We start from the raw sequence: 24,410 nt of genomic DNA on the forward strand, positions 1-24,410 counted from the left end.
CATGTATCCAGTCATGATCAATATTAGTGGGAAACGAGTGGTAGTGATTGGAGGCGGCAAGGTTGCCTCACGTAAAATCAAGCACCTCTTGGCCGAGAAGGCGCTGGTGACCATTGTCAGCCCAACCCTACATGAGAGCATTGAGCCCTCAACAGTAACTTGGGTGGCTAGAGAATATCAAAAAGGTGATTTGAAGGATGCCAAATTGGTCTTGGCCTGTACAGACCAAGAGACTGTTAACCGTCAAATCATGGCGGATGCTGCCCCTTGTCAGTTGGTTAATAATACGGGGGATAAGCACTTTTCAGATTTTTACAATGTGGCCGTTGCCCCAGCCAAGGATTTTTCGGTGATGATTTCAACTAACGGGCTGTCTGCTGCTAGAGCCAAGGAAGTTCGTCAGAAATTGCAAGCGATATTAGAAGATTTATAGTGAGGATAGCCCATGTATTTGCTTTATGTTGGCTTAACCCATAAGCAGACCCCATTTTCGCTCTTAGAAAAGGTACATTTCTCTGATCAAGAACAAGAAGAAGCCCTGTTACGCCTCAAGCGGGAAAAAAGTGTGCTGGAAGATGTTATCATATCAACCTGCAATCGAACGGAGCTTTACCTAGTGGTGGATCAGTTGCATACTGGGCGTTATTATGCCAAACATTTTTTGGCCAATTGGTTTCAGCTTCCAGCGGAAGAGCTGGAACCCTATCTAGTGATGAAGGAGGCTGATACTGTTTTAGAACATTTGCTTCGGGTTTCAGTCGGCTTGGAATCTAAGATTTTGGGGGAAACCCAGATTTTAGGTCAGGTCAAACGCGCCTTTCAGCGGGCTAAGGAGGTTGGCACGACGGGCATGATGCTCAACGAAGTGGCTAGACGTGTCATTACCTTTGCCAAACGGATGCATGAGGTCTATCGGATTAATGCCCGCCCTATATCTATTGGATTAACAGCTATGCAAACACTCGAAGATTCTGGTTTTGATGTAGTAGGTAAGCAGATTGCTATCGTTGGTCTGGGAGAAATTGGTCAACTGGTGACCAAGTATGCCCTTCAAAAAGACTTTGGATCGATTGTTTTGGTCAACAGGACGCTGGCTAAGGCGGAGCCTTTTTTGACGGATCAGCGGGTAGTGGCTCACAGGTTTGAGCAGTTGGAAGAGGCTGTTGCCCAGGCTGATATCGTTTTTTCAGCAGTTAAGACCAGTGACTATATTATATTCCCACATATGCTTAAGCCGGGGGCCATTGTGTTTGACCTCTGTCTGCCACGGACAGTTCATGCGGGGACTGCCCTCAAGCTTTATACCATTGAGCACCTCACCAACCAGCTGGATGCCTACCAGGAGGAGCGCCAGCGAATTGCGCAGCAAATGACCCTAGAGATCGCTAAAGAGTTGCTTGCTTTTGATGATTGGCGCCAGCAGTTGGGGATCGTTCCCTTGATTCAGGAGATTCGTGAGAAAGGGTTGCGTATACAGGCTGCTGCTATGGAGAGCCTGCAGCGCAAATTGCCTGATTTGACCGAGCGTGAGCAAAAGCAGATTTCTAAGCACATGAAAGGGATTGTCAACCAGCTGATTAAGGAGCCGATTTTGCAACTCAAAGAGATGGCTGTCGGGGACAATTCCACCTATGACATTGCCTTGATTTGTAAGATTTTCGGCTTGATGCAGGAAGAGATTGGAGGAAGTGATGAAGACCATTAAGGTTGGTACTAGACAGAGCCAACTGGCCATGACCCAGACCCAACAGGTGGTGGATCGGCTCTTGGCGCATTACCCAGAGGTGAGCATTGAGTTGGTGCCCTATAAAACGACTGGTGATCGTCTAGTTCATGTTAGCTTGCAAGAAATAGGTGGTAAAGGGGTCTTTGTCAAGGACATTGAGCAGGCTCTTTTGGATGGGGTGATCGACCTAGCCGTGCATAGTCTTAAGGATATGCCTGCTCGTTTGGCTCCGGGCTGTTGTCTGGCGGCCATTCCTGAGCGTGAGGATGTCAGAGATTGTCTCATTTTTGGTCAAGCGGGGCTGAGCCTTGAGACCTTACCAACAGGTGCAGTTATTGGTACTAGCAGCTTGAGGCGACAGGCACAGCTAAAAGCCTTACGACCAGATTTGGTGTTTAGTCCTCTGAGGGGCAATATTGACAGCAGGATCAAGAAGGTTCAGGAGGGTCAGTACGATGCCATTGTTTTAGCCATGGCTGGGCTCAATCGTATGGGCTGGACCAGTAAAGACAAAGACTTGTATCTGGAGCCTCTGCCAACAACGGCTTGCTTACCAGCTATTTCTCAGGGTGCTCTTGGGATTGAATGCCGTGAAGCTGATCTAAAGCTTCGTCAGCTTTTAGGTATCCTTCATGATGAGGTGACAGCCAGCTGTGTCGGGCTGGAGAGAGAGGTTCTGGGCTTGATGGCGGCTGACTGCACCTTCCCGATTGGTGCACTAGCGACTCCTCTTGCAGACGGTTATGACTTACAGGTTATGTTAGCAGACAAGGAGCAGCGTTGCTGTCGTGTCCGTGTCGCTGGTCCGGGTGTTGATTTAGCTGAGCAAGCTGTTGCAGACTTGACAAGACAAGGAGCTGTTGGCATAAGATGACCAAGTTCGTGATAATAACTAGAGAGCAGGCTCTTGCCACAGACCTTGAGCAGCGCTTGGTTGCTCAAGGCTATACGGTGGCTCATTTGCCCTTAATTGCCTGTGTTGCTAATCCTATTCCAGAAAGGGTCTTAAAAGTAGTGCCTCTTGCGGATTGGGTCTTTTTCACCAGTGCTGTTGCCGCAGAGTGTTTTCAGACTTGTCTTCGCCCCCATCATCGCATTGCAACGATTGGTTTTCAGACCAGCAAGGCAGTGGAGGCGCTTGGTTATCCGATTACTTTTGAAGCGAAAGGGAATTATGCCCGTGATTTTTTGGAGGAATGGCTGGCGCTTGGCCTGTCTAGGCAGACCATTCTCTTGCCTCAGAGTAGCCTGTCCAATCCCTTGATGGCTGAGGTCTTGGTAGAGCAGGGGCATGAGGTCTTGGCCTTTCCCATGTACGAGACCAGACCTAATGTTGCGGGTCAGTCACAAGTATCAGCCTATCTTAAACAGCCAGAGGTGATTTGGACCTTTGCTAGTCCATCGGCTTGGGAGAGTTTTTATCAAGTGGCGACTCGTTTACCAGAAACCCATGAGGTTGTTGTCATCGGTACGAGCACGGCTCAAGCCGTTCAGGCAGATGGTGTTCCAGTAACCGCCATGCCTGTATTTCCCAGTGTTGAACAGATGGTTCAACTGATTATTGACAGAAGGAGAGTCTAACAGATGTTCACTAGACACCGCCGTTTAAGGCGTTCATCAGCCCTAAGAGACTTGGTCAGAGAGACAGAGTTAAGGACGGATGACCTGATTTACCCCCTTTTTATTAAGGAAGGCTTAAGCCAGAAGCAAGAGGTTTCCTCGATGCCAGGTGTTTTTCAACTGCCTTTGGCAGAGGCGATTGCAGAGGTTGAGGAAGCTAGTCGCTTGGGACTCAAGGCCATCATGCTCTTTGGTATTCCTAACCAAAAGGATGCCATCGGTAGTCAAGCTTCGGCACCAGATGGCATTGTTCAGCAAGCGCTTAGAGCTCTAAAAGCGGCCTGTCCAGAGGTTTTGTTAATTGCTGATACCTGCCTCTGTGAATTTACCAGTCATGGTCACTGTGGTGTTCTGGATGGGGAAGAGGTTGATAATGACCGCTCCTTGGAGCGTTTGGTTGATGTGGCTGTTAGTCAGGCCAAGGCGGGAGCAGATATTATTGCCCCTTCAAATGCTATGGATGGCTATGTTGCAGCCATTCGTCAGGGCTTAGATCAGGCTGGTTATGCCCATATCCCGATCATGTCTTATGCTGTGAAATTTGCGTCAAGTTTTTATGGCCCCTTCCGTGACGCTGGTGAAAGTGCTCCAGCCTTTGGCGATCGCAAAACCTACCAGATGGACCCAGCCAATCGGCTAGAGGCCCTGCGTGAGGCAGCGAGTGATGAGCGTGAGGGCGCTGACTTTCTCATGGTTAAACCAGCTCTGCCCTTTTTAGACGTCATTAGAGAAGTCAGACAGCAGACGGCCTTACCCTTGGTAGCTTATCATGTCAGTGGTGAGTATGCGATGATTAAGGCAGCAGCTCAAGCAGGGTGGCTTGATGAAGCTGCGGTGGTCAAAGAGAGCTTGACTAGCATTAAGCGGGCAGGTGCAGATCTCATCATCACCTATTTTGCCAAGCAAATCGCCCAAGAGTGGCAGACAAAGGAGGACAGATGAACCTAGAGCAATCTCAGCAAGCCTTTGAGGCAGCTAAGCAAATTTTCCCTGGTGGGGTCAATAGTCCTGTACGTGCTTTTGGAGCTGTTGGGGGAACACCGCGCTTTATTGACCGTGCTAAGGGGGCTTACCTCTACGATGTTGATGGGAACCGCTACATTGATTATGTGCTATCCTGGGGGCCGATGATTTTGGGACATGCCCATGACGAGGTGGTGCAAGCGGTCAAGACCAGTGTCGACAAGGGAACCAGTTACGGAGCACCTAGCCCCTTGGAAACCCGCCTAGGGCAACTGCTCAAGGAGCGCTTGCCCTATCTCGAACGGTTAAGGATGGTGAGTTCAGGGACAGAAGCGACCATGAGTGCTATTCGCTTGGCGAGAGGAGTGACCAAACGGGATAAAGTGATCAAGTTTATCGGCTGCTATCATGGTCATAGCGATGCCTTCTTGGTGGCGGCTGGATCTGGCTTGGCTACTTTTGGACAGCCTAATTCTCCAGGTGTGCCGATAGGCACAGCGGCAGACACCATCACATTGCCCTATAATGACCGTGAAGCGCTGAGGGCTTGTTTTGAGGCTCATGGTCAGGACATCGCAGGTCTGATTATTGAAGGGATTGCTGGCAATATGGGGCTCATCCCAGCAGATGAAGCCTTTATAAAGGACTGTCGTGATCTGACCAGACAATACGGTGCCCTCTTCATTCTCGATGAGGTGATGACTGGTTTTCGTGCCCATTATGGCGGTGCAGCTGCTGTTTATGGGATTGAACCTGATTTAGTTTGTTTGGGCAAGGTGGTCGGTGGCGGCTTTCCTATGGCGGTTTTTGGGGGTAGAAAAGTCTACATGGATCAGATTGCTCCACTGGGAGCTGTTTATCAGGCGGGAACCTTGTCTGGCAACCCGATTGCGATGACGGCCGGTTATGAAACCTTATCCCGTTTAAGCCCAGAGCTCTTTGACCAGATGGAACAGCAGGTCAAAACCCTCTGCCAAGGCCTGCGAGAACTGGCGGCAAAACACCAGGTTCCGATGCAGGTTGTTCATCGAGGGACCATGTTCGGCTTTTTCTTTAATGACCATCCTGTTCGTCAGTTTTCTGATGCAGCAGCTAGCGACCACGCCCTCTTTGCAAAAGTTCACCAAGGATTGTTAAAGCGTGGGATTTATTTAGCGCCTTCACAATACGAGGCCAATTTTATCTCTGCAGCCCATAGCTCAGAAGATATTGAAGAAACCTTAGTAGCCTTTGATCAGGTGTTAGGAGATTGCCATGGCTAAACTTGTCTTAGTGACGGGCGGTGCCCGCAGTGGCAAGTCTGCCTTTGCAGAGGCAGCGCTTTGGGACAAGCCTGATGTCTGTTATTTGGCGACAGGTCTGTCTCGACAGGACGATCCAGACTGGCAAGAGCGTGTCCGCCTGCACCAGCAACGGCGTCCTGAGGCCTGGGTGACCCATGAACAATACGCTGGTCTAGGGGAGTGGTTGCGCGGAGCTAGTCACCGCAACTATTTATTGGACTGTGTGACCATGTTGACCACAAACGTTCTTTTTGATACTGTGGCAGCCCAATGGCCAGATAAGATCACTCTTGATGAGACCTGCTTTTTGAGTCGTACCGAACAGGCGCAACTGTTGGAGCAACTCTTGTCAGAGTGGCAGTCGATTATTGCTAGCCTGCGTGATAAAGATGGCGAGGTCTACATTGTGACCAATGAAATTGGCTTAGGGATTGTTCCAGATACGCCCTTGGGTCGCTACTTCAGGGATGTTCTTGGGCAGGTCAATCAATTTTTAGCGAAGGAGGCAAGCGAGGTCTACCTAGTTATCTGTGGCCTTGCCCAGCGACTCAAATGATTTCAGCCCTGATTATCTATACGCAATTTTTTAGCCGTTTGGTGATTAACAAGTCTGTTGACTTGGAGCATTTACGAAAAGGTGTCCCCTACCTGTCCCTCTTTGGGTTATTACTGGGGTGCTTGACAGGAGGTGCCTATGCCCTCTTGGTGCTCGTGTTACCAGGTCCGATCGCTTGGGTCTTGAGCTTCGTCATTGATGTGCTCTTGACAGGGGGCTTTCATTTGGATGGCTTGGCTGATATGGCTGATGGGCTCTTTTCTTCCCGACATAAGGAACGGATGCTAGAGATTATGAAGGATAGCCGCATTGGCAGTAATGGGGTGCTGGCCTTGCTTCTTTATTACGCCCTAATGCTGATGAGCTACTCCTATCTACCAGACCCCAAGTGGTTGCTCATTGTCTGCCTATCGATGATTGGCAAGGCTGGATTGGCTCTCCAACTCTATCAGATGACCTATGCCCGTAGCAGTGGGGGGAGTGGGCAATTCTTTGCTGGAACACGTACGCGGGATATTGCTCTGGCGCAGGTCTTGCCGATCCTTGTGCTTTATCTCGGTTTTGGTCCCAAGGGCTTGTTGGCTTACCTTCTAGTTTTGGTCGGTGCTATCTTTTACCGATGGTTTGTTTATCGAAAAATTGATGGGCACACTGGCGACACTCTCGGTGCTTTTGTGGAACTTGCCCACATGCTTTTAGTGATAGGATTGATGTAATGACCCTTTATATGATGCGACACGGTGAAACGGATTATAATGCCCAGCGACGCTTTTATGGCAGCAGTGATGTTCCACTCAATGCCAAAGGACGACAGCAAGCCTTTGCCATGGCAGAGCAGGTGGCGGCTATCCCTATAGAGCGCGTTTATGTCAGCTCCCTCAGGCGCACACAAGAGACAGCAGAGCTGGTCTTTGGAGGAGCCTACGCTCTTGAGGTGGTTAAGGATTGGGATGAAAAGGGCTTTGGGGCCTGGGAAGGGCTGACCGCAGACCAAATCGAAGCTGCCTATCCCAGCCAGTGGCTCGCTTGGTTAGAACGTCCTTTTGACATTACCCCGCCAGCAGCCGAACCCTTTCATCGGTTTAGAGAACGCGTTCAAGCCGCTGCATGCGCTTTGAACCTAGGGTCATCTAGTGCCTCAGTGGCTATCGTTGGTCATTTGGGGGTCTTGCGCCTCTTGTATCAAGAACTGGTTGACCCAGCAGCTGTATTTTGGGAGATTGACTTTCCTCAAGGTCAGGTCATTTGCCTCCATCAGGACGACAAGGGACAGTGGTTGTGTCAGAGCTTGGCTGGAGTAAACTAGAGGTGCAGTCCTTACTCGGGGAACCTGTGTGACCAACGCATGACGCTTAGCGGTTGGCTGCTATTCCCTGACCATCTCAACGAACTATCCTGAACAGGTCTGTTCACCTCATCGGCGGGTTCTGCGTTGAATTAGCCTCTGTCGTCATATAACATTTAAGCTGCAAAAGATCGAGAGTTATCAGCTCATTTCGACATCCTTCAATCAGCTTATTTTGTTGGTTGAGCTGGTAGGTCAAACAGTGATGGAATAGCACTAAAGTGCCTGATAACTGCTGCCAAGCAATGCTGACATTGGGAAAAGACGCCTGCGGTTGTCTTGATTAACCAGCTAGAGGAAATAAAGGTGGAACAGCTGGTCATTTTAAGTTTCTCTGGTTTTTACCTAGAAATAGGGGGTAAGGATAAGATGAGTTCGGTTGACCGAGCCTTGTCCTTATTTTAGGGGCGCTAAGCCCTCAATTGCCCAAGGGTTAAAATGTTGATTTGATCAGTTTTTGACCTAGAAAACGTAGGTAAAAAGCTCGTTTTTAGGGTTCCCCCTTAGTCATTCACATCAATCAAGCTGAAGATGGGGGGGTGACGACACCACAAGTGATGGTATTAATCTCACTAAAGATAGATTACCCAAACGGTCATGTATCGCATAAGGCCTAAAAAGGCCCAGTTATCAGCGGTCATTTTGGTGCTTTTAGATTAGTCTCAAAAAAGGAGGAGATGAGATGTTTGACAAGATTCAAGACCAAGTTCCTATTGGTCAAGGCTTAAAGACCCGCAATCGTGTGGTTTTAGCTCCGATGACCCTCAGTGCTTGTGAGCCTGGTGGTTATGTTTCGCAAGCCGATATTGATTTTTATGAGCGGCGCTCCTTATCGGCAGGTCTCTTGATTACTGGTAGTGCCTATGTTCACCCGCAAGGGCAAGCCTTTGCGGACAGCTTCAGTGCTGCTGAAGATGACAAGATTGAAGGACTCTCGCGACTCGCTCAAGCCATGAAGAAAAATGGCTCCCTGGCTATTTTACAGCTCTACCACGGAGGGCGTATGGTAGCGCCTCACTTGATTGAGGGACAGCCAGTTGCACCCAGTGCTGTCAAGGCTGAACACGGCTATGTTGTTGAGCCTCGTGCCTTAAAACATCAGGAGGTAGAAGCTGTTTTAGAGGATTTTTTGGCAGCTACCAGACGTGCCATTGCAGCAGGTTTTGATGGTGTGGAGCTGCATGGTGCCAATACCTACCTCATCCAGCAATTTTTCTCTCCCCATTCCAACCACCGTCGTGATAAATGGGGGGGCAGCCTCAATAACCGGATGCGATTTGCTAAAACCCTCTTGAAAAAGACCAAGCAGTTGGCTAAGCAAGTTGGCCGTCCTTTTCTTGTCGGCTACCGTTTCTCTCCTGAGGAGATTGAAGAGCCAGGGATTACCTTGGCAGATAGCCTCCAGCTGCTGGAACAGTTGATTACTCTAGAGGTTGATTACCTCCATATATCGGCTAGTGCGGCCTTTCGCCCGTCTTTACGTCAAAAAGAAGCAGGCCCGCCGATTCTTCTTGACATTGTTAAGAAAATTAGAAACCGTGTGCCTCTCATCGCAGTTGGAGCGATCCAGACAAGACAGGATGCTCAGGCTGTTTTAGATGCTGGTGTGCCCTTGGTGTCCTTGGGGAGGGCCCTGCTCCTAGACCCTGACTGGACAGCCAAAGTCACAGACGAAGAGGCGACTGACCTCATTACGGTTTATCGTGATGAGTTGCAGGAACACCTCAAGTTACCAACCTCCTTTGTTGAAGACTTGAGAGATTACTTAGAAAATACTTATGAAGACTACCATATTTAGAAAGAAGGTTACCATGAAAAAAACATTAACTTGGCTCTTAGCAGTCACTGCCAGTCTTTGTTTGGCAGCTTGTCAACCCACCAAGGAGGCTTCGTCCAGCAAGGCAGACGCTAAAGATACTCTGGTCATGGCTTGGGGAGAAGACTTTGGGGATGTCAATCCTCATCGCTACAACCCTGATCAATTTGTCATCCAAGATTTGGTTTACGAAGGTCTGGTTCGTTATGGCGACAATGGCGTGATTGAGCCAGCCTTGGCCGAGTCCTGGGACATGAGTGAGGATGGTAAAGTCTACACCTTCCACCTGAGAAAAGCCCAGTTTTCTGATGGTTCTGATTTTACCGCAGATAATGTCAAGCGCAACTTTGATACGATTTTCTCCAAAGAAAACATCGGCAACCACAACTGGTTTGGTTTAACGGAACAGCTAGATAGTTATAAGGTTGTGGATAAACATACCTTTGAGCTAACCCTCAAGCAGGCTTACAGTGCCACCATGTATGACCTGTCCATGATTCGGCCGATTCGCTTCCTCGGTGATGCTGGTTTTCCAGATGGGGATGACACGGCGACCAAGAGCGTCAAGGCTCCTATTGGTACTGGTCAATGGGTCGTTAAGGATAAAAAAAGCAACGAGTACATCACCCTGGCTCGTAATGAGAACTACTGGGGCGACAAACCAGCTCTGAAAGAAGTCACAGTCAAGATTATTCCTGATGCCCAAACCAGAGCGCTGGAGTTTGAAGCGGGGAATCTGGACCTTATCTACGGCAACAGCCTGATTGGGTTGGATACCTTTGCCCAATATGCCAAAGACAAAGACACCTACACCACCGCTGTGTCACAACCCATGTCAACCCGTCTGCTCTTGCTAAATGCTAAGAACCCTGTCTTCCAAGATAAGCGGGTCCGACAAGCCATGAACCATGCCATGAACAAGGCCTCTATTGCCAAGGACCTCTTCCGAGGGACAGAAACCCCAGCGGATACGATTTTCTCTAAATCAACCCCTCACGCCGATGCGGGTCTGACTCCTTATGCTTATGATTTGGCTAAGGCAGAAGCACTGTTGGATGAGGCTGGTTGGAAAAAAGGCGCGGATGGTATCCGTGAAAAGGATGGTCAGAAAATGGTTGTTCACATGCCTTACATCTCATCTAAGGCAACGGACAAGGACTTGGGAGAGTATTTCCAAGGCGAATGGCGCAAAATCGGTGTTGACGTCCAGCTCAAGGCTATTGAAGAAGATGATTATTGGGCTAATGCCAAGTCTGGGGACTTTGACATGATGCTAACCTTCTCTTGGGGAGCACCTTGGGATCCTCATGCTTGGATGTCTGCACTAACCTCAAAAGCTGAGCACGGGCATCCAGAAAATATTGCGCTAGAATCCCTTCCTGTCAAGGCAGAAATTGACCAAATCATCAAGGCAACCTTGGTTGAGCCAGATGAGGAAAAAGTAGATGCGGGCTATAAAAAAGTGCTGACCCTCTTGCATGAGGAAGGGCTCTATATCCCAATGACCTACCAATCAGTGGTGTCTGTTTACCGTACAGGCGAGCTGGAGGGGGTGCGCTTCGCTCCAGAGGAGAATGCCTTCCCAGTGCGTTACATTAGTAAAAAATAAGAACTGCTCGTGACGAACAGGTATGGTCAGTGTAATAAGCAGTTTAGCCTCTTCCCTACTGTTACCAGACGAGGGATCAAGGCCTGGCAGTGCAAGGATGATCAAGCTAATCTATTTAGCTCCCAGGAATTGCAGGCCATTATACCGACACTCAAGTTGTACCTGTCCAGGTTATTAGTATAGGTCTTAGAAAGAAAAGAAGAAATGGTTCTATCTCGTCTCCTAAAGCAAGTGTTGTCCTTCTTAGCAGCCCTCTTTCTCATCTCAGCCTTAAGTTTTATGCTGACCAAGTTGACCTCAGCCAATCCTGCGGAGAACTACCTGCGGGTATCTAAAATCGCTATCACCGATGAAACGCTGAAACAGGCAACACTCCAGTTGGGATTGGATAAGCCTTGGTTGGAGCAGTACCTGCTCTGGGCCAGACGGGCTGTGGTCGGTGATTTTGGGGTCTCTTATGTCTGGAAGACACCTGTCTTACCTCTGGTGATAGATGGTTTCCTATCTACCCTGTCTCTTGGCTTCTTGTCTTTTTGTTGGGTACTCCTCTTTTCATTTCCTCTGGGGATCATCAGTGGTCTATATAAAGGTACTTGGCTGGACAAATTGATTCAGTTGCTGTCGTTTACAAGCGTGTCTTTACCTACTTTTTGGTTGGGCTACCTCCTGATGCTGGTGTTCGGTGTTTATCTGAAATGGGTGCCTGTGTCAGGGAAATCAGGAGCAGGTCATGCCCTGCTCCCCAGCTTAACCCTGAGTTTTTCCCTGATTGGTCAATACACGGCGCTTATTCGCCGGACAATTAGTGAACAACTGACCAGTGTCCATGTGGAAAATGCACGACTGAGGGGGGTCAAGTTACGCTTTATCATCAAAAATCATCTCTTGCCCAATGCCCTGCCAGCCATTACCACAGGGCTTAGCTTAACGGCTGTTCACCTGATGACAGGTGCTCTGATCATTGAGGAAGTCTTTTCTTGGAGTGGCTTAGGGCATGTCTTTGTTTACAGTTTGCAGACCATTGATTTGCCGGTTATTCAGGCCTGCATGTTGCTCTTTGGTAGCCTGTTTTTATTAAATAATGTCTTTAGCAAATGGTTGGCAAACTGGGTTGACCCGCGTGTGAGAAAAGGAAGGAGAAAACCGCATGGCTAAACGACTATTTTTGCCTGGCACATTGCTTATTTTTCTCTTCCTTATTGCCTTGATTGGCCCTGCCCTTGTTTCCCATGACCCCCAGTACATTGATGTGTCGCAAAAATTACTAGCACCAACTCGTAGCCACTGGTTTGGAACAGATCAGTTGGGGCGAGACATCCTGTCGCGTTTGGTGTCGGGAGCTCGTTTCTCTCTCTTTCTTGCCCTGATAATTACGGTGCTTGAGGTATCAATTGGTAGTCTAGTCGGGCTATTGGTTGGCTGGTATCAGGGGCGATTAGAAGACGGTTTTCTCTGGTTGGCCAATGTGGCCTCTGCTTTTCCTAGTTTTCTGCTTTCCCTAGCTGCAGCTGGGATTTTGGGCCAAGGGATTGTCAACATGATGGTGGCTATTGTCATGGTCGAGTGGATTTTCTATGCCCGCTTGGTCGCCAATCTTGTTAAAACAGCCAAACAAGAGGCTTATGTGATGGCGGCAGAAATGATGGGCATGTCAACCGGCCATATCCTTCGTTACCACATCTTCCCATTTGTTTACAAACCGATTTTGGTTTTGGCTCTGATGAATATTGGTAATATTATCTTGATGATTTCGAGCTTTTCCTTTCTAGGTATCGGTGTTCAGCCCAATATTACCGAGTGGGGCATGATGCTCTATGATGCCAGACCTTATTTTCGGACAGCTTCGTGGATGATGATGGCACCTGGTTTAGCGATTTTTTTGACCGTCTTATCCTTTAATGTCTTAAGCGATGCGGTTGAAGAGAAAGGATGGAAACACCTATGGAAGGGCTAATGATTAAAGACCTGACCCTGAGCTTTCCAGAAGGCCTGGTTCTCAAGCAGGTCAATTTGAGTGTGGCACAGGGGCAGGTGGTCACCATCATTGGGGAGAGTGGTTCAGGTAAAACGCTTCTGACCAAGCTTATGCTAGGGATGGTGCCTGAGGGAGCAAGGGTGACCGGTGAGGTGGTTTACAATGGTGTCTCCCTCTTGTCTTTGTCCCCCAAGGCTTTGCGTCCTTTTCTAGGTCGGCGGTTGGCCTATATGACACAAAATCCCATGGCCATGTTCAACCCTTTTCAAACAATCAGGGAGCATTTTATTGAGACCATCCTTAGTCATCGCTCCTGTTCGCGTCAGGAGGCTTTGGACATGGCCTTACAGGCCATGAAAGAGCTGCGCTTAGGCCATGCTGAAAAGGTATTACAGAGCTATGCCTTTGAATTGAGCGGGGGGATGCTCCAGCGTGTCATGTTGGCCATGCTGCTGTGTTTGGACATGGAGGTCCTGATTCTGGATGAACCAACGTCAGCCTTGGATGCCTATAATCGGGAAAATATGTTGCGGCTTCTAAGTGCTCTCAAGGCGCAAGGAAAAGCTATCGTGACAGTAACCCATGATTATGACTTGGCTCGACAACTAGGAGGAGAGATGGTGGTGATGGCTAAGGGTGAGCTGGTCGAGCGAGGACCAGCAGAGACGATTTTAACCCAGCCCAGCCACCCCTACACACAAGAATTGGTGCTGGGTAATCCTTATGAAAGGTTGGTGGAGAGATGATTGATTGCCAGCAAGTCTGTAAAACCTTTGGTGATAAGGAGGTGTTAAAGGATTGCCAATTGACCATTCAAAAGGGAGAAATCGTTGGTATTATGGGGGAGAGCGGCAGTGGCAAGACCACGCTAGCCAACCTGATCTTGGGGTTTGAGCAACCCAGCAAAGGGCAAATTCTTGTCGATGGTAAGCCCTACGATGTCCGACGAGATGGGGTTCGGATTGTGGCAGTTTTTCAAGACGCCTTTCACTCGGTCAATCCCTTGTTTACCATTGAGGACATCTTGAGTGAAGCCCTACCGAAACCACAGTGTCGCAAGAACTTGGTGACAGCCTTAGAAGATGTTGGTCTGGATGAGAGTTACCTAACCAAAACAGCGCGTCAGTTGAGTGGTGGGCAGCTGCAGCGGGTCTGTATAGCAAGGGCCCTTCTCTTGCGCCCTGAGGTCATTGTTTTTGACGAAGCCTTTAGCGGGTTAGATCCTCGGATCCAAGGGCAGCTGCTGTCTTTGATTTACCGTCTACAAGCCCAATATGGTTATACCTATGTCTTTATCGCCCATGATTTTCACCTCTGTTATGCCATTTGCCACCGTGTGGTGGTCATGTTTGATGGGCGAATTGTTGACGAAATCACAGAATTTACCAGTCCCCTTGTTGTCAAGCACCCAGCTAGTAAAAACCTCTTGATCGAAAGTCAGAATCCCAAGTATTCCAAGTGTCAGATTAGGAAAATGGTGATTCAGTTAGAGCAGGAGACACAACACTATGGAGAAAGAACATGAAAAAAACATTTGAAACACGCAAACTCTATTTTGGCTTCCCAGTCTTCTTTTTAGGCTACAAGGATGAGGTTCATGGTTACAACCTGACAACATCAAGTTCAGTCTATTCCTTAGGCAGCATGCTGGTCATGGCCATGCGTACCAAGGGGAATGCCATTACCCAAATCAGTAAATATGGTCACTTTACGGTTAATGTGCCGACCAAAGAACTTACCACAGCCTCTGAAATTGCAGGCTTCAACAGTCGGCAAGACAAGTTTGCCCTGACGGGCTTGACTTATGAATTGGGGGAAACCATCGATGCCCCTCTGGTCAACGAGTGCCCAGTCTCTATGGAGTGTCAAGTGATTGAGATGGTGGCCTGTGGGGCTTTGACCAATGTGATTGCCCGAGTAACTAGACGCGTTGTCGATGAGTCCCTGATTGATGATGACGGCGCCTTCAAGAGTCAGGAGTTCTCGCCTATTAGCTACATTGGGGATGGTGCTGCTAGACAGTACCGTTACTACAATGATGAGGCGATTCAAATGGGATCTATTATCAAAGAACTCCGCCGTCAGGACGAGGGAAAAACGCCATCATCAGACAAGGCGTAGTGTGAAAAGGAAGCACTTTCCTATACAGCTTTTATAGATACTCGTTTATCAAATTAAGTTGTCTATTTTGTAGTATCTCAGAAAAACTTGGTAGGGAGTTTGGTAATTGAGTGATTTCCTTGAGATTCGGTTGCGTTTGTCTGCGATAGGAGATAAAAATTCTTATTAAACAGAAATCCATCTGCTTAGGCAGTCCTTGTCGCCCAAGAGTCCGTTAGAATGCTCATTGAGTTAGAAAAAGAGCTTGAAAATCTTTATCCGCTACGCAGATAATTGTTCCATCACAGTCGTAAGTGAAGAGACTGGCTGCTAAATGAGTCATGTACTCTGTTAGCTGATTTGTCGAAAAGCGACTAGGATTGAAAGTCAAGCAAGCTAAACTATCTAGGACTTGGTTTCTAGAAAATCAACTCAGTGTTGGAATAGTCTTCCACATCAAGATAGTTTGCAGATTTCAAGCGAAAACTCAAGAAACTAAAGACTTGTAAATGGCGTATAGATCTAGACAGCAGAATTGAGAAACTGAATTGGCTTATTTGAGGTTGGATAAAATATTTTCCTTGATGGATATGAAAACTGTTACGGCAGTCATCAAGAAAGACTGAGAGCAAGGGTTAGAGTTGTTGTCTGGAAGCAGTGGAAGAAGAAATCCAAGCAAATTTATGAACTTCTTAATTTAGGAGTTCCAAAATGGATAGCTGATAAAGCATCTCTATCAATTAGTGACTCAGAAGTCAGTACTGAAACGTACCATATCAAAACCAGTCCTTGATAAACGTGGGCTGGTTTTTTACTTAGATTATTATCTAGAAAGACATGCCTTAAAAGCTAGTTGATGCACCGTGTGCTAGACTAGTATGTAAGGTGTTGTAAGAGAGGGTAGAGAATAGAATCTACTCGATTTTAATGAGGATAAAGAGATGCGTAGAAATTTCTAAAAGTTTTAGAGCTTTTTATTTTTATTGTTGATTACGAAAACCCCTATCCTTTTTGGACAGGGGCTGTAGATGCAATAAAAAGAAAGCTTTCCCATACAACGTTGTACCTTATTAATTAACCTTCGTTGGTTAACAGCAGCTTTCCCAATTATCGGCTCTGCTTCATTGCAGAAAGACAGTAAATGCCTTTAGAAAATGATACGTACTTAAACGTAGAGCCAATAATGGAGTATGCTGCGAATCAGTGCATTCCAAAATGACGTCACCACCTTACATCGAGGCGTGAAATCTACTAAAATTTAAGAACAAAGACCTGACTTAAAGCTTAAAAGCTTATCACAGTGGCGGGACCGTGTTGGGATTTCACCAAGCTTCCATGTTCTTAAAAGTACTAAAATCATTCCTAGCGATTTTAGTATATCACCTTATGTGTTATTTGACAAGAAAAATGCTTATAAAAGAACCGAGTTAGGGGATATTTTTGTGATTCATACTTATCTTCTTACAAGTTCTAATTATTTGAGCACTATCAGATAGAGTTTTTCTATGGATTAAATTGAACAATAAATTGTTTGGTGTCATTTGTCGCTACTAAAACCTAGGAAATCGTTTTATCTGCTAGTGTGATGTGCAGGCTTTTCATCGCCCTGGATACTGTTTAAAAAACGCGATGATGTTGTGTATACGAAGAATCTCCACTGTTAATATAGTAGTGTAGTGATCAAGTTGAGGTTTGATCAGGAAAATAGTTTTAGCTAAAGTTTCTTCAAGCGATTATCATGAAAAAATAAGGTAACCGTTGCTAATTGCTTAAGCTTGTGATACAATAGCATTGGGTACAAAGACGTACACATTTATCATCAAGCAATGTAGCTGTATGGAAAACTATGACGAATTTCGGTGTAGTTCTTTTCCTGCAGCTATTTTGGTTATATAACAGAATATTCATGTAGAAAGGAGAAAAAATGTACAAAATATTCTATAAAACAGAATTGTATGTGGGCAAGGGTGCCTTGGAACAATTAAAAGTCTATAAGGATGAGCATATCTTAGTGGTTGCAGATCCTTTTTTGAAAGAAAGTGGTCAATTAGATAAAATGTTGGCCTATCTAGACAGCAGTAATGATGTGGCTGTATTCACTGAAATTGTGCCAGACCCACCGATTGATACAGTTGTAGCTGGTATTCAAGCAGCAAATGGCAGGCGGATTAGTATTGTTTTAGCTATTGGTGGCGGATCTGCTATTGATGCAGCTAAAGCTATGTATTATTTTGCTCACCAGCAAGGACTTTTCCCAGATGCTGTTTTGGTTACTGTTCCAACAACGAGTGGGACTGGTTCTGAGGTGACGGAATTTTCGGTAATTACGGATGCAGAGCAGGGAACCAAGTATCCTTTGGTTTCTCGCGAAATTCTACCAGATGTCGCTATTTTAGACTCAAACCTGGTATTATCTTTGCCTGCCAATATTACGGCTGATACCGGTATGGATGTGTTGACGCATGCTATTGAAGCTTATGTTTCAACTCAAGCCACTGATTTTTCAGATGCTTTAGCTGAAAAAGCGATTAAGCTAGTTTTTGACTATTTGCCTAAGGCTTATAAAAATGGTCAGGACAGTGAGGCAAGAGAAAAGATGCACATTGCATCTACTTTAGCTGGAATGGCATTTAACACGGCCTCTCTAGGGATAAACCACGGATTGGCTCATGCGGCAGGAGCCAAATTTCATATTCCCCATGGGCGCCTAAATAGTATTCTCATGCCACATGTTATCCAGTATAATGCTGGTATGAATAAAGGAATGCAGGTAACAGAAAAGAAAACAGCACACCGTTACCAAGAAATTGCTAAATTGATAGGCTGCAGTGCTCCCAACCCACGTATGGGGGTTCGTCAGTTGATAGATGCAATTAAGTCTCTTCAGAAAAAACTGGACTTACCAGTTTCTTTAAGGGCTTATGGGGTTTTACCAGAAGACTATCAGCTGTATAAGCAGGAAATCGCAGAGGCGACTATTCGTGATAAATGTACGGATACCAACCCACGTGTTCCTAACGTGTCAGAAGTGGTTTCAATACTTGAAAACGCGTTCTAGTTTTTAATTGCTATTTGAGGTTGCTTTTGGTAAAATGTAGCCAAGTACCTCAATGCTTATGTTAAAGAGCAAAGAAGGTAAGATAAAGTGGAAGAAAAGCAACGTATGATACAAGAGTATGTGCCAGGAAAACAAGTTACACTGGCGCATCTCATTGCTAACCCAGATGATGTCATCTATGATAAACTGGGACTGATAGTCGATAAAAAAGGTGCCATTGGCATTTTGACCATTACACCAAGTGAAGCGGCTATTATTGCTGTGGACATTGCGACGAAGGCAGCAGATGTACAAGTTGGTTTTGTTGATCGCTTTAGTGGATCTGTAGTGATGACAGGGGATGTTTCCTCAGTAGAAGCGTCTTTAGTAGCGGTTCTAGAAGGACTGGAAGAAATTTTAGGATTCTCAAGCACTATTGTGACACGGACATAAAACGATACATATTTGGAGAGGGATATGCGAGGAAGAGTACTTGTTGCAGATGATGATCCGATCACGCGATTGGATATTCGAACAATTTTGGAGGCGGCTGACTACGAAGTGGTCGCAGAGGCGTCTGATGGTTTTGAAGCCATTGAATTATGCCAAAAATACCGTTGTGATTTAGTCATGATGGATATCAAAATGCCACTCTTAGATGGTTTGACAGCGTGTAAGAAAATACTGGATGATGCGTTAGCATACAGTGTGATTTTATTATCTGCCTATAGTGACGATCCTCATGTTCAGAAAGCAAAGGCTTACGGTGCAAGTGGTTACCTTGTAAAGCCATTAGATGCAAAATCTCTTGTTCCGATGGTAGAAGTTTGCATTGAGAAAGGCAGAGAAATGCAACACCTTTCACAGGAAATGGTCAAACTCACCAAAAAAATAGACGATCGTATCGTAATTGAAAAGGCTAAAGGAGTATTGATGCTACGAGATCAATTGTCCGAATCAGAGGCGTTTAAACAGATTAGAACTATCAGTATGCAAAAGAGAGTACCGATGGTGGAAATCGCTAAATTGTTTGTATTAAATGATGACCTATAGACAGCGGATTGTTGAGTTATGCCAAGACCAAACAGACTTGAGTCAAGAAGATATTTCCTGTATTCTATCAAAAGCAGATGAGCTAATGGCTGCAGATACAGAAGAACCGGAAGACATCTTTATTGATGTAAAGAGTCTTTATTCAGAACATGCAGTAGTAGTTTTTCACAAAAAGCCTAGTACTTGTGCAAGTTTATACGAGCGGACGGTAGTAGGAGACAAAGCTTATTTGGAGAAAGAACCAGGAGTCTTACGAACATTGGAGACAGGGGTTCCAACTATAGGATTGTCTGCAATTTCGCAAGAGGGCATGTTGGTCCAGCAAACGGTATTTCCCATCTTTCGAGAAAATAAAGTGATAGCCTGCCTTATTTTAGAGAGACAGGCTGATAAGATGAAGCCGCTACACTTTTCAATCAAGAAAGACAGTTATGGTAGTTATGAGCTAGATGATCTTTTTTACGAGTCATATGCTCAGCAATTCTCTTTTCTGAAGTATATGGAGGATGGTGCCTTAGTCTTCAACCAAAATGGTCAGGTAATTTATGCTAATGATTCAGCAAGGGAGCTGTATCGCAAACAGTTAGCATACATGGATTCTATAGACGGGATGACCCATGACAATCTAGTCCTAGATCATATCAGCTTTCAAGACATTTTAATCAGTAGCCATCAATTGAAAGAACAGTACTCAAATCTGGTTGAAAGAGAGTACGGACGGTATTGGTTTTCGGTTAAACAGTATGTGATACCAGAGATGCAATGCTTAGTCATGATTTGTCGCGATATTACAGCCTCTAAGCGCCAGCAACAACAGTTGGTTATGACAGAGGTCGCACTTCGTGAAATGAATCATCGAGTGAAAAATCATCTGCAAACGGTTGTATCCTTATTGCGTTTACAAGCAAATCAATCGCAAAGTCCTGAAGTTCAAAAAAACTTAATGGATAGCATCAATCGCGTACTCTCTATCGCGATGATGCACGAACGCTTGTCCATTCAAGATACAGATTGGGTATTGGTTGCCCCATTAATACAGGGTGTAGTACAAAATATTCAGAATTGCTTTGCAAGTGAAGAGATGAAGGTTATTGTTGACAGCAAAATAGACGCTAGTATTGAGCTGAATAGTGATCGGGCATTAGCCTTAGCTTTAATTATCAATGAACTGCTTCAAAATAGTTATGAACATGCTTTTTGAAGAAAAGTTGTTAAAAATCCAAGAATTCGTTTGCAAATCAGAAAAACAAATGATATAATAAGGGTGTTAGTTGAGGATAATGGAAGCGGTTTAGATTCTAGTGCTCTTCATAATCATCACTTGGGACTAATGATAGTTGATCGTTTTGTAAAAAGTCGATTATCTGGAAAGTGGCGTATGACTTCAGATAAAAGAGGAACTGCGACCATGATTACTTTTCAATAATATTTAGTAAACTACATAGGCTAACAACGATGTCGGTCTAAAAAGCAATGACGCTTAAAGTATGTAAGTACACAGGTACTTGCATTGCTTTGAGCGTCTTTTTTTGGAGATAAATATCATGTCAGATAAGATTTTGAGTGTCGGGATTGATCTTGGGACAGCAACGACGCAGCTTGTCCTATCAGAACTGACCATTGAAAATATTGCATCAGTTTTTACCATACCAAGAGTCTATATCACAGATAAGAAAGTTCTTTATAAAAGCGAGATTATTTTTACACCGATTTCTGAGAATTTGCTGATTGAAGTAGACAAAATTAAAGAATTTGTAACACGTGAATATCAGCGAGCAGGAATTGCGAAAAAGGATATCCAGATGGGAGCTGTCATCATTACAGGTGAAACAGCCCGTAAAGAAAATGCGAGTCAGGTTTTACAAGCCCTGAGTGGTTATGCTGGCGATTTTGTGGTGGCGACAGCGGGTCCTGATCTTGAAAGTATCATTGCTGGTAAGGGAGCTTGTAGCCATCAATATTCGCAAGAACACCATACTTCTGTTGTTAATATTGATATTGGTGGAGGGACTTCTAACTTGGCGGTCTTCCGCGAAGGAGATTTGATAGATACAGGATGTTTTGACATTGGTGGACGCTTGATTCGATTGGATCCGCTCACTCATAAAATCCTTTATATTGCTCCTAAGTTGCAGACTATTATCGCAGATAAAAAGTTATCGCTGGCGATTGGTCAAGTAGTTAACAGAGCAGACTTGGATGACTTGATTCATGAGATGGTCAGTGTCCTGGAACAATCGGTTGGCATTGTAAACGATAGTCCGTATTACCAACTCTTGCAAACTAACCATGGTCTCAAGCTAAATTATGAAATAAAATGTGTATCTTTCTCTGGAGGAGTAGCTGATGCTATCCTAGAAGAGCAACCATTCACTAACGAATTTCAGTATGGAGATATCGGTATCCTCTTAGGAAGAGCGCTCAGAAAATCAAAGATTTTTGAGCAAAAAAAGGTCATCAAATCAGCAGAAACCATTCGAGCAACCGTAGTAGGGGCAGGTAGCCATACGACAGATGTTAGTGGCAGTACGATTACTTATATCTCAGATGTTTTACCGATTAAAAATATTCCTGTTTTGAAGCTCGCAGCTTCAGATGAAGTGGCAACTCGAGAAATACTCGCAGGTATTATCCAGGACAAGATCCGTTGGTTTACCTTGGAAAATGAAGTGCAGCAAGTTGCGCTAGCTATTAATGGCGAGAAGAATCCAAGTTTTTCCCGTGTGGAAGATTATGCGATAGCCATCGTGCACGGCATGAAGGAAAGCATTGATAAACGAATCCCACTCATTATAGTAGTACGTGAGGATATGGCTAAAGTTTTGGGCCAATGTCTGTATGCCCAGTTGCCAAGAAATTATCCATTCGTTTGCATTGATTCGGTAGAGGTCCAAAATGGCGATTACATTGATATTGGAAATCCTGTGATCGAAGGTGCTGTTCTACCGGTTGTTGTTAAAACATTAGTCTTTAATTAAAAACACAAAGGAGGAAATCATTCATGATTTTGAAAACCAAGTTATTTGGCCGGGTCTATGAATTTGGATCAGTCAAAGAAGTATTGGCGAAAGCCAATGAATATAAATCAGGAGACCAGTTAGCTGGTGTTGCGGCAGGTTCGGCAGAAGAGCGTGTCGCAGCCAAGGTGGTTTTGTCTCAGTTGACATTGGCAGATTTGTTCAATAATCCTGTTGTTCCATATGAAGAGGATGAAGTAACTCGTATTATTATTGATGATGTCAATCTGCGTACCTATGAGAAAATCAAACATTGGACAGTACAGGAATTGCGTGAGTGGATTCTGGACAACAAGACGACCAATACTGATATTCAATGGATTTCTCGTGGATTGACATCTGAGATGGTTGCAGCAGTTGCTAAGCTAATGACCAATTTGGATTTGATTGTGGCAGCTAATAAGATTATTATCACTAAGACAGCTAATACAACCATTGGTGTTCCAGGGACCTTCTCTTCCCGTCTACAGCCTAACCATACGACAGATGATCCAGACGGCATTATGGCTTCTACTATGGAAGGTTTTGCCTATGGTTGTGGAGACGCTCTTTTGGGGCTCAACCCTGTTGATGATTCGGTAGAAAGTACTAAACGTGTGCTTCACAAATTCAATGATTTCATTGAAGAGTTTAAAATTCCTACCCAACACTGTGTCTTGGCTCACGTTACTACCCAAATTGAAGCCATGAACCAAGGGGCGCCGACAGGACTTGTTTTCCAATCTATCGCCGGTTCAGAAAAAGGGAACGAAGCTTTTGGTTTCAATGCAGCAACGATTCAAGAAGCTAGAGATACAGCGCTCAAGGTTGGTTCAGCTGCTGGTCCAAACGTTATGTACTTTGAAACAGGTCAAGGTTCAGAGTTGTCATCTGATGCCCACCATGGGGCAGACCAGGTTACCATGGAAGCGCGTTGTTACGGCTTTGCTAAACGTTTTGACCCATTCTTGGTTAACACGGTGGTGGGATTCATCGGACCAGAGTACCTTTATGATTCTAAACAGGTGATTCGTGCTGGTTTGGAAGACCATTTTATGGGTAAACTATCAGGTATTTCAATGGGTTGTGATATTTGCTACACCAACCATATGAAGGCTGACCAAAACGATGCTGAAAACCTCTTGGTGCTCTTAGGGGCGGCTAATGTTAACTACATCATGGCCATTCCTCATGGGGATGACATCATGCTTAACTACCAAACCACTGGTTACCATGAAACAGCGACCATGCGTGATCTTCTCAACAAACGTCCAATTAAAGAGTTTGAAGAGTGGATGGAAAAAATGGGCTTGATGAAAGACGGTCACTTAACTGAAATCGGTGGTGATGGTTCGATCTTTATGAAATCAAACTAGTAAGGAGGATATCTTTGTGGACGAACTACAATTAAAAGAATTGATTCGCTCATTCTTGAGTGAAATGGAAACAGAAACAGAAACAGCACAACCAATAGTTCCAGCTGGCAGTCTATCAGATGAAGAATCAGAAGAATCAGCTGGTATTTCCTATAAAACGTTACCGAATTCCAGTGCTTCTGTCATTGAGGATGACATGATTCCGGATATTACAGAAGTAGATATTCAGGAGCAATTTTTGATTCCTAATGCGATCAATGAAGAAGCCTACCGTAAAATTAAAAAATTTACACCAGCTCGTTTAGGGCTGTGGCGAGCTGGCAACCGTTATAAAACAGAAACGGTTCTTCGATTCCGAGCGGACCATGCAGCTGCTCAGGATGCTGTGTTCTCTTACGTATCAGAGGAATTTGTCAAAGAGCTTGGATTCATTCCGGTAGAAACTTGTGCTTCTTCTAAAGATGAGTACCTTACTCGTCCAGATTTAGGCCGTATTTTCCCAGAAGAAACCCAAAAATTAATCAAAGAAACCTGTAAGCCAAATCAAAAAGTCCAAGTTATTGTTGGAGATGGTCTAAGTTCATCTGCTATTGAAGCTAATGCTAAAGACTTCTTGCCAGCCTTGAAACAGGGGCTTAAGATGTTTGGCTTGGATTATAACGAAGTACTCTTTATTAAGCATGCTCGTGTTGGGGCTATGGATCAAATCGGCCAATTAACTGGAGCAGAAGTGGTGTGTATGCTGGTTGGTGAACGTCCAGGTCTTGTGACAGCAGAGTCCATGAGTGTTTACTTAGCCTATCGCCCAACGGTTGGTATGGCAGAAGCCAAGCGGACAGTAGTGTCTAATATTCAAAAAGGTGGAACACCAGCTGTTGAGGCAGGAGCCTACGTAGCAGAAATTGTTAAGAAAATCCTTGATAATAAAAAATCAGGTGTTGATTTAAAATAATAG

General features: G+C 45.3%; 24 protein-coding genes, 2 pseudogenes and 1 riboswitch. Of the genes and pseudogenes, 25 read left to right on the top strand and 1 reads right to left on the bottom strand.

Annotated features, from left to right (window positions below; translation table 11 throughout):
* Position 1 precedes the first annotated feature (1 nt).
* The 16 genes from ABID29_RS01290 to ABID29_RS01365 all read left to right on the top strand — a co-directional run bounded on the left by ABID29_RS01290 (position 2) and on the right by ABID29_RS01365 (position 15,014).
* On the top strand, positions 2 to 433 hold the full coding sequence (locus tag ABID29_RS01290; RefSeq protein WP_168549168.1) for a precorrin-2 dehydrogenase/sirohydrochlorin ferrochelatase family protein: 432 nt from the start codon (positions 2 to 4) through the stop codon (positions 431 to 433).
* Between the two features lie 12 nt (positions 434 to 445).
* Positions 446 to 1,705 (top strand): glutamyl-tRNA reductase, encoded by a 1,260-nt coding sequence (gene hemA / locus ABID29_RS01295; protein WP_354363857.1) that lies wholly within the window; start codon positions 446 to 448, stop codon positions 1,703 to 1,705.
* Positions 1,692 to 2,600 carry a hydroxymethylbilane synthase gene (gene hemC, locus ABID29_RS01300; protein ID WP_354363859.1) on the top strand — a complete coding sequence of 303 codons (909 nt, stop codon included), beginning with the start codon at positions 1,692 to 1,694 and terminating at the stop codon, positions 2,598 to 2,600. The genes hemA and hemC overlap by 14 nt, the downstream gene beginning before the upstream one ends.
* The gene (locus ABID29_RS01305; RefSeq protein WP_354363861.1) at positions 2,597 to 3,307 is read left to right on the top strand and encodes a uroporphyrinogen-III synthase; all 711 of its coding nucleotides are present in this window, start codon (positions 2,597 to 2,599) and stop codon (positions 3,305 to 3,307) included. The genes hemC and ABID29_RS01305 overlap by 4 nt, the downstream gene beginning before the upstream one ends.
* A 3-nt stretch (positions 3,308 to 3,310) precedes the next feature.
* Entirely contained in the window at positions 3,311 to 4,288 is a 978-nt protein-coding gene (hemB, locus tag ABID29_RS01310) for a porphobilinogen synthase (protein WP_354363862.1), read from the top strand.
* The gene (gene hemL, locus ABID29_RS01315; protein WP_354363863.1) at positions 4,285 to 5,571 is read left to right on the top strand and encodes a glutamate-1-semialdehyde 2,1-aminomutase; all 1,287 of its coding nucleotides are present in this window, start codon (positions 4,285 to 4,287) and stop codon (positions 5,569 to 5,571) included. The genes hemB and hemL overlap by 4 nt, the downstream gene beginning before the upstream one ends.
* On the top strand, positions 5,564 to 6,148 hold the full coding sequence (gene cobU / locus ABID29_RS01320) for a bifunctional adenosylcobinamide kinase/adenosylcobinamide-phosphate guanylyltransferase (protein ID WP_354363865.1): 585 nt from the start codon (positions 5,564 to 5,566) through the stop codon (positions 6,146 to 6,148). The genes hemL and cobU overlap by 8 nt, the downstream gene beginning before the upstream one ends.
* A complete protein-coding gene (gene cobS, locus ABID29_RS01325; protein WP_354363866.1) occupies positions 6,145 to 6,864 on the top strand; it encodes an adenosylcobinamide-GDP ribazoletransferase in 720 nt (239 codons plus the stop codon). The genes cobU and cobS overlap by 4 nt, the downstream gene beginning before the upstream one ends.
* Positions 6,864 to 7,454 carry a histidine phosphatase family protein gene (locus ABID29_RS01330; RefSeq protein ID WP_354363867.1) on the top strand — a complete coding sequence of 197 codons (591 nt, stop codon included), beginning with the start codon at positions 6,864 to 6,866 and terminating at the stop codon, positions 7,452 to 7,454. Before cobS ends, ABID29_RS01330 begins: the two co-directional genes overlap by 1 nt.
* Positions 7,455 to 8,175: 721 nt before the next feature.
* Positions 8,176 to 9,291 (top strand): NADH-dependent flavin oxidoreductase, encoded by a 1,116-nt coding sequence (locus tag ABID29_RS01335; RefSeq protein ID WP_354363869.1) that lies wholly within the window; start codon positions 8,176 to 8,178, stop codon positions 9,289 to 9,291.
* 13 nt (positions 9,292 to 9,304) lie between these two features.
* Positions 9,305 to 10,918, top strand: coding sequence for a nickel ABC transporter substrate-binding protein (nikA, locus tag ABID29_RS01340; protein WP_354363870.1), 1,614 nt, complete (start codon positions 9,305 to 9,307; stop codon positions 10,916 to 10,918).
* Positions 10,919 to 11,122: 204 nt separating this feature from the next.
* Entirely contained in the window at positions 11,123 to 12,073 is a 951-nt protein-coding gene (locus tag ABID29_RS01345) for an ABC transporter permease (protein WP_354363871.1), read from the top strand.
* The gene (locus tag ABID29_RS01350; RefSeq protein WP_354363873.1) at positions 12,066 to 12,872 is read left to right on the top strand and encodes an ABC transporter permease; all 807 of its coding nucleotides are present in this window, start codon (positions 12,066 to 12,068) and stop codon (positions 12,870 to 12,872) included. Before ABID29_RS01345 ends, ABID29_RS01350 begins: the two co-directional genes overlap by 8 nt.
* The gene (locus tag ABID29_RS01355; protein WP_354363942.1) at positions 12,860 to 13,639 is read left to right on the top strand and encodes an ABC transporter ATP-binding protein; all 780 of its coding nucleotides are present in this window, start codon (positions 12,860 to 12,862) and stop codon (positions 13,637 to 13,639) included. Before ABID29_RS01350 ends, ABID29_RS01355 begins: the two co-directional genes overlap by 13 nt.
* Complete coding sequence (locus ABID29_RS01360) at positions 13,636 to 14,418, top strand: ABC transporter ATP-binding protein (protein WP_354363874.1); 783 nt, start codon at positions 13,636 to 13,638, stop codon at positions 14,416 to 14,418. Before ABID29_RS01355 ends, ABID29_RS01360 begins: the two co-directional genes overlap by 4 nt.
* Positions 14,415 to 15,014, top strand: a complete 600-nt coding sequence (locus tag ABID29_RS01365; RefSeq protein WP_354363875.1) for a flavin reductase family protein — start codon at positions 14,415 to 14,417, stop codon at positions 15,012 to 15,014. The genes ABID29_RS01360 and ABID29_RS01365 overlap by 4 nt, the downstream gene beginning before the upstream one ends.
* Positions 15,015 to 15,062: 48 nt before the next feature.
* On the opposite strand, the pseudogene ABID29_RS12295 reads toward ABID29_RS01365, so the two are convergent.
* Positions 15,063 to 15,245, bottom strand: a pseudogene (locus ABID29_RS12295) (IS30 family transposase); the annotation flags it as partial.
* A gap of 4 nt (positions 15,246 to 15,249) precedes the next feature.
* Between ABID29_RS12295 and ABID29_RS12300 the strand changes: the two are divergent.
* The 9 genes and pseudogenes from ABID29_RS12300 to eutC form a co-directional block, all read left to right on the top strand.
* Positions 15,250 to 15,850, top strand: a pseudogene (locus tag ABID29_RS12300) (group II intron maturase-specific domain-containing protein); the annotation flags it as partial.
* 356 nt (positions 15,851 to 16,206) lie between these two features.
* A riboswitch (adenosylcobalamin (AdoCbl) riboswitch) is annotated at positions 16,207 to 16,355 on the bottom strand.
* Between the two features lie 562 nt (positions 16,356 to 16,917).
* The gene (locus tag ABID29_RS01370) at positions 16,918 to 18,051 is read left to right on the top strand and encodes a 1-propanol dehydrogenase PduQ (RefSeq protein ID WP_354363876.1); all 1,134 of its coding nucleotides are present in this window, start codon (positions 16,918 to 16,920) and stop codon (positions 18,049 to 18,051) included.
* A gap of 87 nt (positions 18,052 to 18,138) precedes the next feature.
* The gene (locus ABID29_RS01375; protein WP_343032958.1) at positions 18,139 to 18,483 is read left to right on the top strand and encodes a BMC domain-containing protein; all 345 of its coding nucleotides are present in this window, start codon (positions 18,139 to 18,141) and stop codon (positions 18,481 to 18,483) included.
* 24 nt (positions 18,484 to 18,507) lie between these two features.
* Positions 18,508 to 19,083 (top strand): ANTAR domain-containing response regulator, encoded by a 576-nt coding sequence (locus ABID29_RS01380; protein WP_168549220.1) that lies wholly within the window; start codon positions 18,508 to 18,510, stop codon positions 19,081 to 19,083.
* Positions 19,073 to 20,284, top strand: a complete 1,212-nt coding sequence (locus ABID29_RS01385) for a histidine kinase N-terminal domain-containing protein (protein WP_354363943.1) — start codon at positions 19,073 to 19,075, stop codon at positions 20,282 to 20,284. Before ABID29_RS01380 ends, ABID29_RS01385 begins: the two co-directional genes overlap by 11 nt.
* 24 nt (positions 20,285 to 20,308) lie before the next feature.
* Positions 20,309 to 20,509, top strand: coding sequence for an ATP-binding protein (locus ABID29_RS01390; RefSeq protein WP_354363944.1), 201 nt, complete (start codon positions 20,309 to 20,311; stop codon positions 20,507 to 20,509).
* A gap of 118 nt (positions 20,510 to 20,627) precedes the next feature.
* Complete coding sequence (gene eutA / locus ABID29_RS01395) at positions 20,628 to 22,061, top strand: ethanolamine ammonia-lyase reactivating factor EutA (RefSeq protein WP_168549222.1); 1,434 nt, start codon at positions 20,628 to 20,630, stop codon at positions 22,059 to 22,061.
* Between the two features lie 23 nt (positions 22,062 to 22,084).
* Positions 22,085 to 23,455, top strand: a complete 1,371-nt coding sequence (locus ABID29_RS01400; protein ID WP_168549223.1) for an ethanolamine ammonia-lyase subunit EutB — start codon at positions 22,085 to 22,087, stop codon at positions 23,453 to 23,455.
* Positions 23,456 to 23,471: 16 nt separating this feature from the next.
* Positions 23,472 to 24,407, top strand: coding sequence for an ethanolamine ammonia-lyase subunit EutC (gene eutC, locus ABID29_RS01405; RefSeq protein ID WP_354363879.1), 936 nt, complete (start codon positions 23,472 to 23,474; stop codon positions 24,405 to 24,407).
* The last annotated feature ends 3 nt before the right edge of the window (positions 24,408 to 24,410 follow it).

Origin of the sequence: Streptococcus rupicaprae (assembly GCF_040545225.1) — a bacterium.
Classification (GTDB): Bacteria; Bacillota; Bacilli; order Lactobacillales; family Streptococcaceae; genus Streptococcus; species Streptococcus rupicaprae.

Coding starts and splice junctions, on each gene's coding strand:
- ABID29_RS01290 (WP_168549168.1), top strand. CDS start 2: ATGTATCCAGTCATGATCAATATTAGTGGGAAACGAGTGGTAGTGATT.
- hemA (WP_354363857.1), top strand. CDS start 446: ATGTATTTGCTTTATGTTGGCTTAACCCATAAGCAGACCCCATTTTCG.
- hemC (WP_354363859.1), top strand. CDS start 1,692: ATGAAGACCATTAAGGTTGGTACTAGACAGAGCCAACTGGCCATGACC.
- ABID29_RS01305 (WP_354363861.1), top strand. CDS start 2,597: ATGACCAAGTTCGTGATAATAACTAGAGAGCAGGCTCTTGCCACAGAC.
- hemB (WP_354363862.1), top strand. CDS start 3,311: ATGTTCACTAGACACCGCCGTTTAAGGCGTTCATCAGCCCTAAGAGAC.
- hemL (WP_354363863.1), top strand. CDS start 4,285: ATGAACCTAGAGCAATCTCAGCAAGCCTTTGAGGCAGCTAAGCAAATT.
- cobU (WP_354363865.1), top strand. CDS start 5,564: ATGGCTAAACTTGTCTTAGTGACGGGCGGTGCCCGCAGTGGCAAGTCT.
- cobS (WP_354363866.1), top strand. CDS start 6,145: ATGATTTCAGCCCTGATTATCTATACGCAATTTTTTAGCCGTTTGGTG.
- ABID29_RS01330 (WP_354363867.1), top strand. CDS start 6,864: ATGACCCTTTATATGATGCGACACGGTGAAACGGATTATAATGCCCAG.
- ABID29_RS01335 (WP_354363869.1), top strand. CDS start 8,176: ATGTTTGACAAGATTCAAGACCAAGTTCCTATTGGTCAAGGCTTAAAG.
- nikA (WP_354363870.1), top strand. CDS start 9,305: ATGAAAAAAACATTAACTTGGCTCTTAGCAGTCACTGCCAGTCTTTGT.
- ABID29_RS01345 (WP_354363871.1), top strand. CDS start 11,123: ATGGTTCTATCTCGTCTCCTAAAGCAAGTGTTGTCCTTCTTAGCAGCC.
- ABID29_RS01350 (WP_354363873.1), top strand. CDS start 12,066: ATGGCTAAACGACTATTTTTGCCTGGCACATTGCTTATTTTTCTCTTC.
- ABID29_RS01355 (WP_354363942.1), top strand. CDS start 12,860: ATGGAAGGGCTAATGATTAAAGACCTGACCCTGAGCTTTCCAGAAGGC.
- ABID29_RS01360 (WP_354363874.1), top strand. CDS start 13,636: ATGATTGATTGCCAGCAAGTCTGTAAAACCTTTGGTGATAAGGAGGTG.
- ABID29_RS01365 (WP_354363875.1), top strand. CDS start 14,415: ATGAAAAAAACATTTGAAACACGCAAACTCTATTTTGGCTTCCCAGTC.
- ABID29_RS01370 (WP_354363876.1), top strand. CDS start 16,918: ATGTACAAAATATTCTATAAAACAGAATTGTATGTGGGCAAGGGTGCC.
- ABID29_RS01380 (WP_168549220.1), top strand. CDS start 18,508: ATGCGAGGAAGAGTACTTGTTGCAGATGATGATCCGATCACGCGATTG.
- ABID29_RS01385 (WP_354363943.1), top strand. CDS start 19,073: ATGACCTATAGACAGCGGATTGTTGAGTTATGCCAAGACCAAACAGAC.
- eutA (WP_168549222.1), top strand. CDS start 20,628: ATGTCAGATAAGATTTTGAGTGTCGGGATTGATCTTGGGACAGCAACG.
- ABID29_RS01400 (WP_168549223.1), top strand. CDS start 22,085: ATGATTTTGAAAACCAAGTTATTTGGCCGGGTCTATGAATTTGGATCA.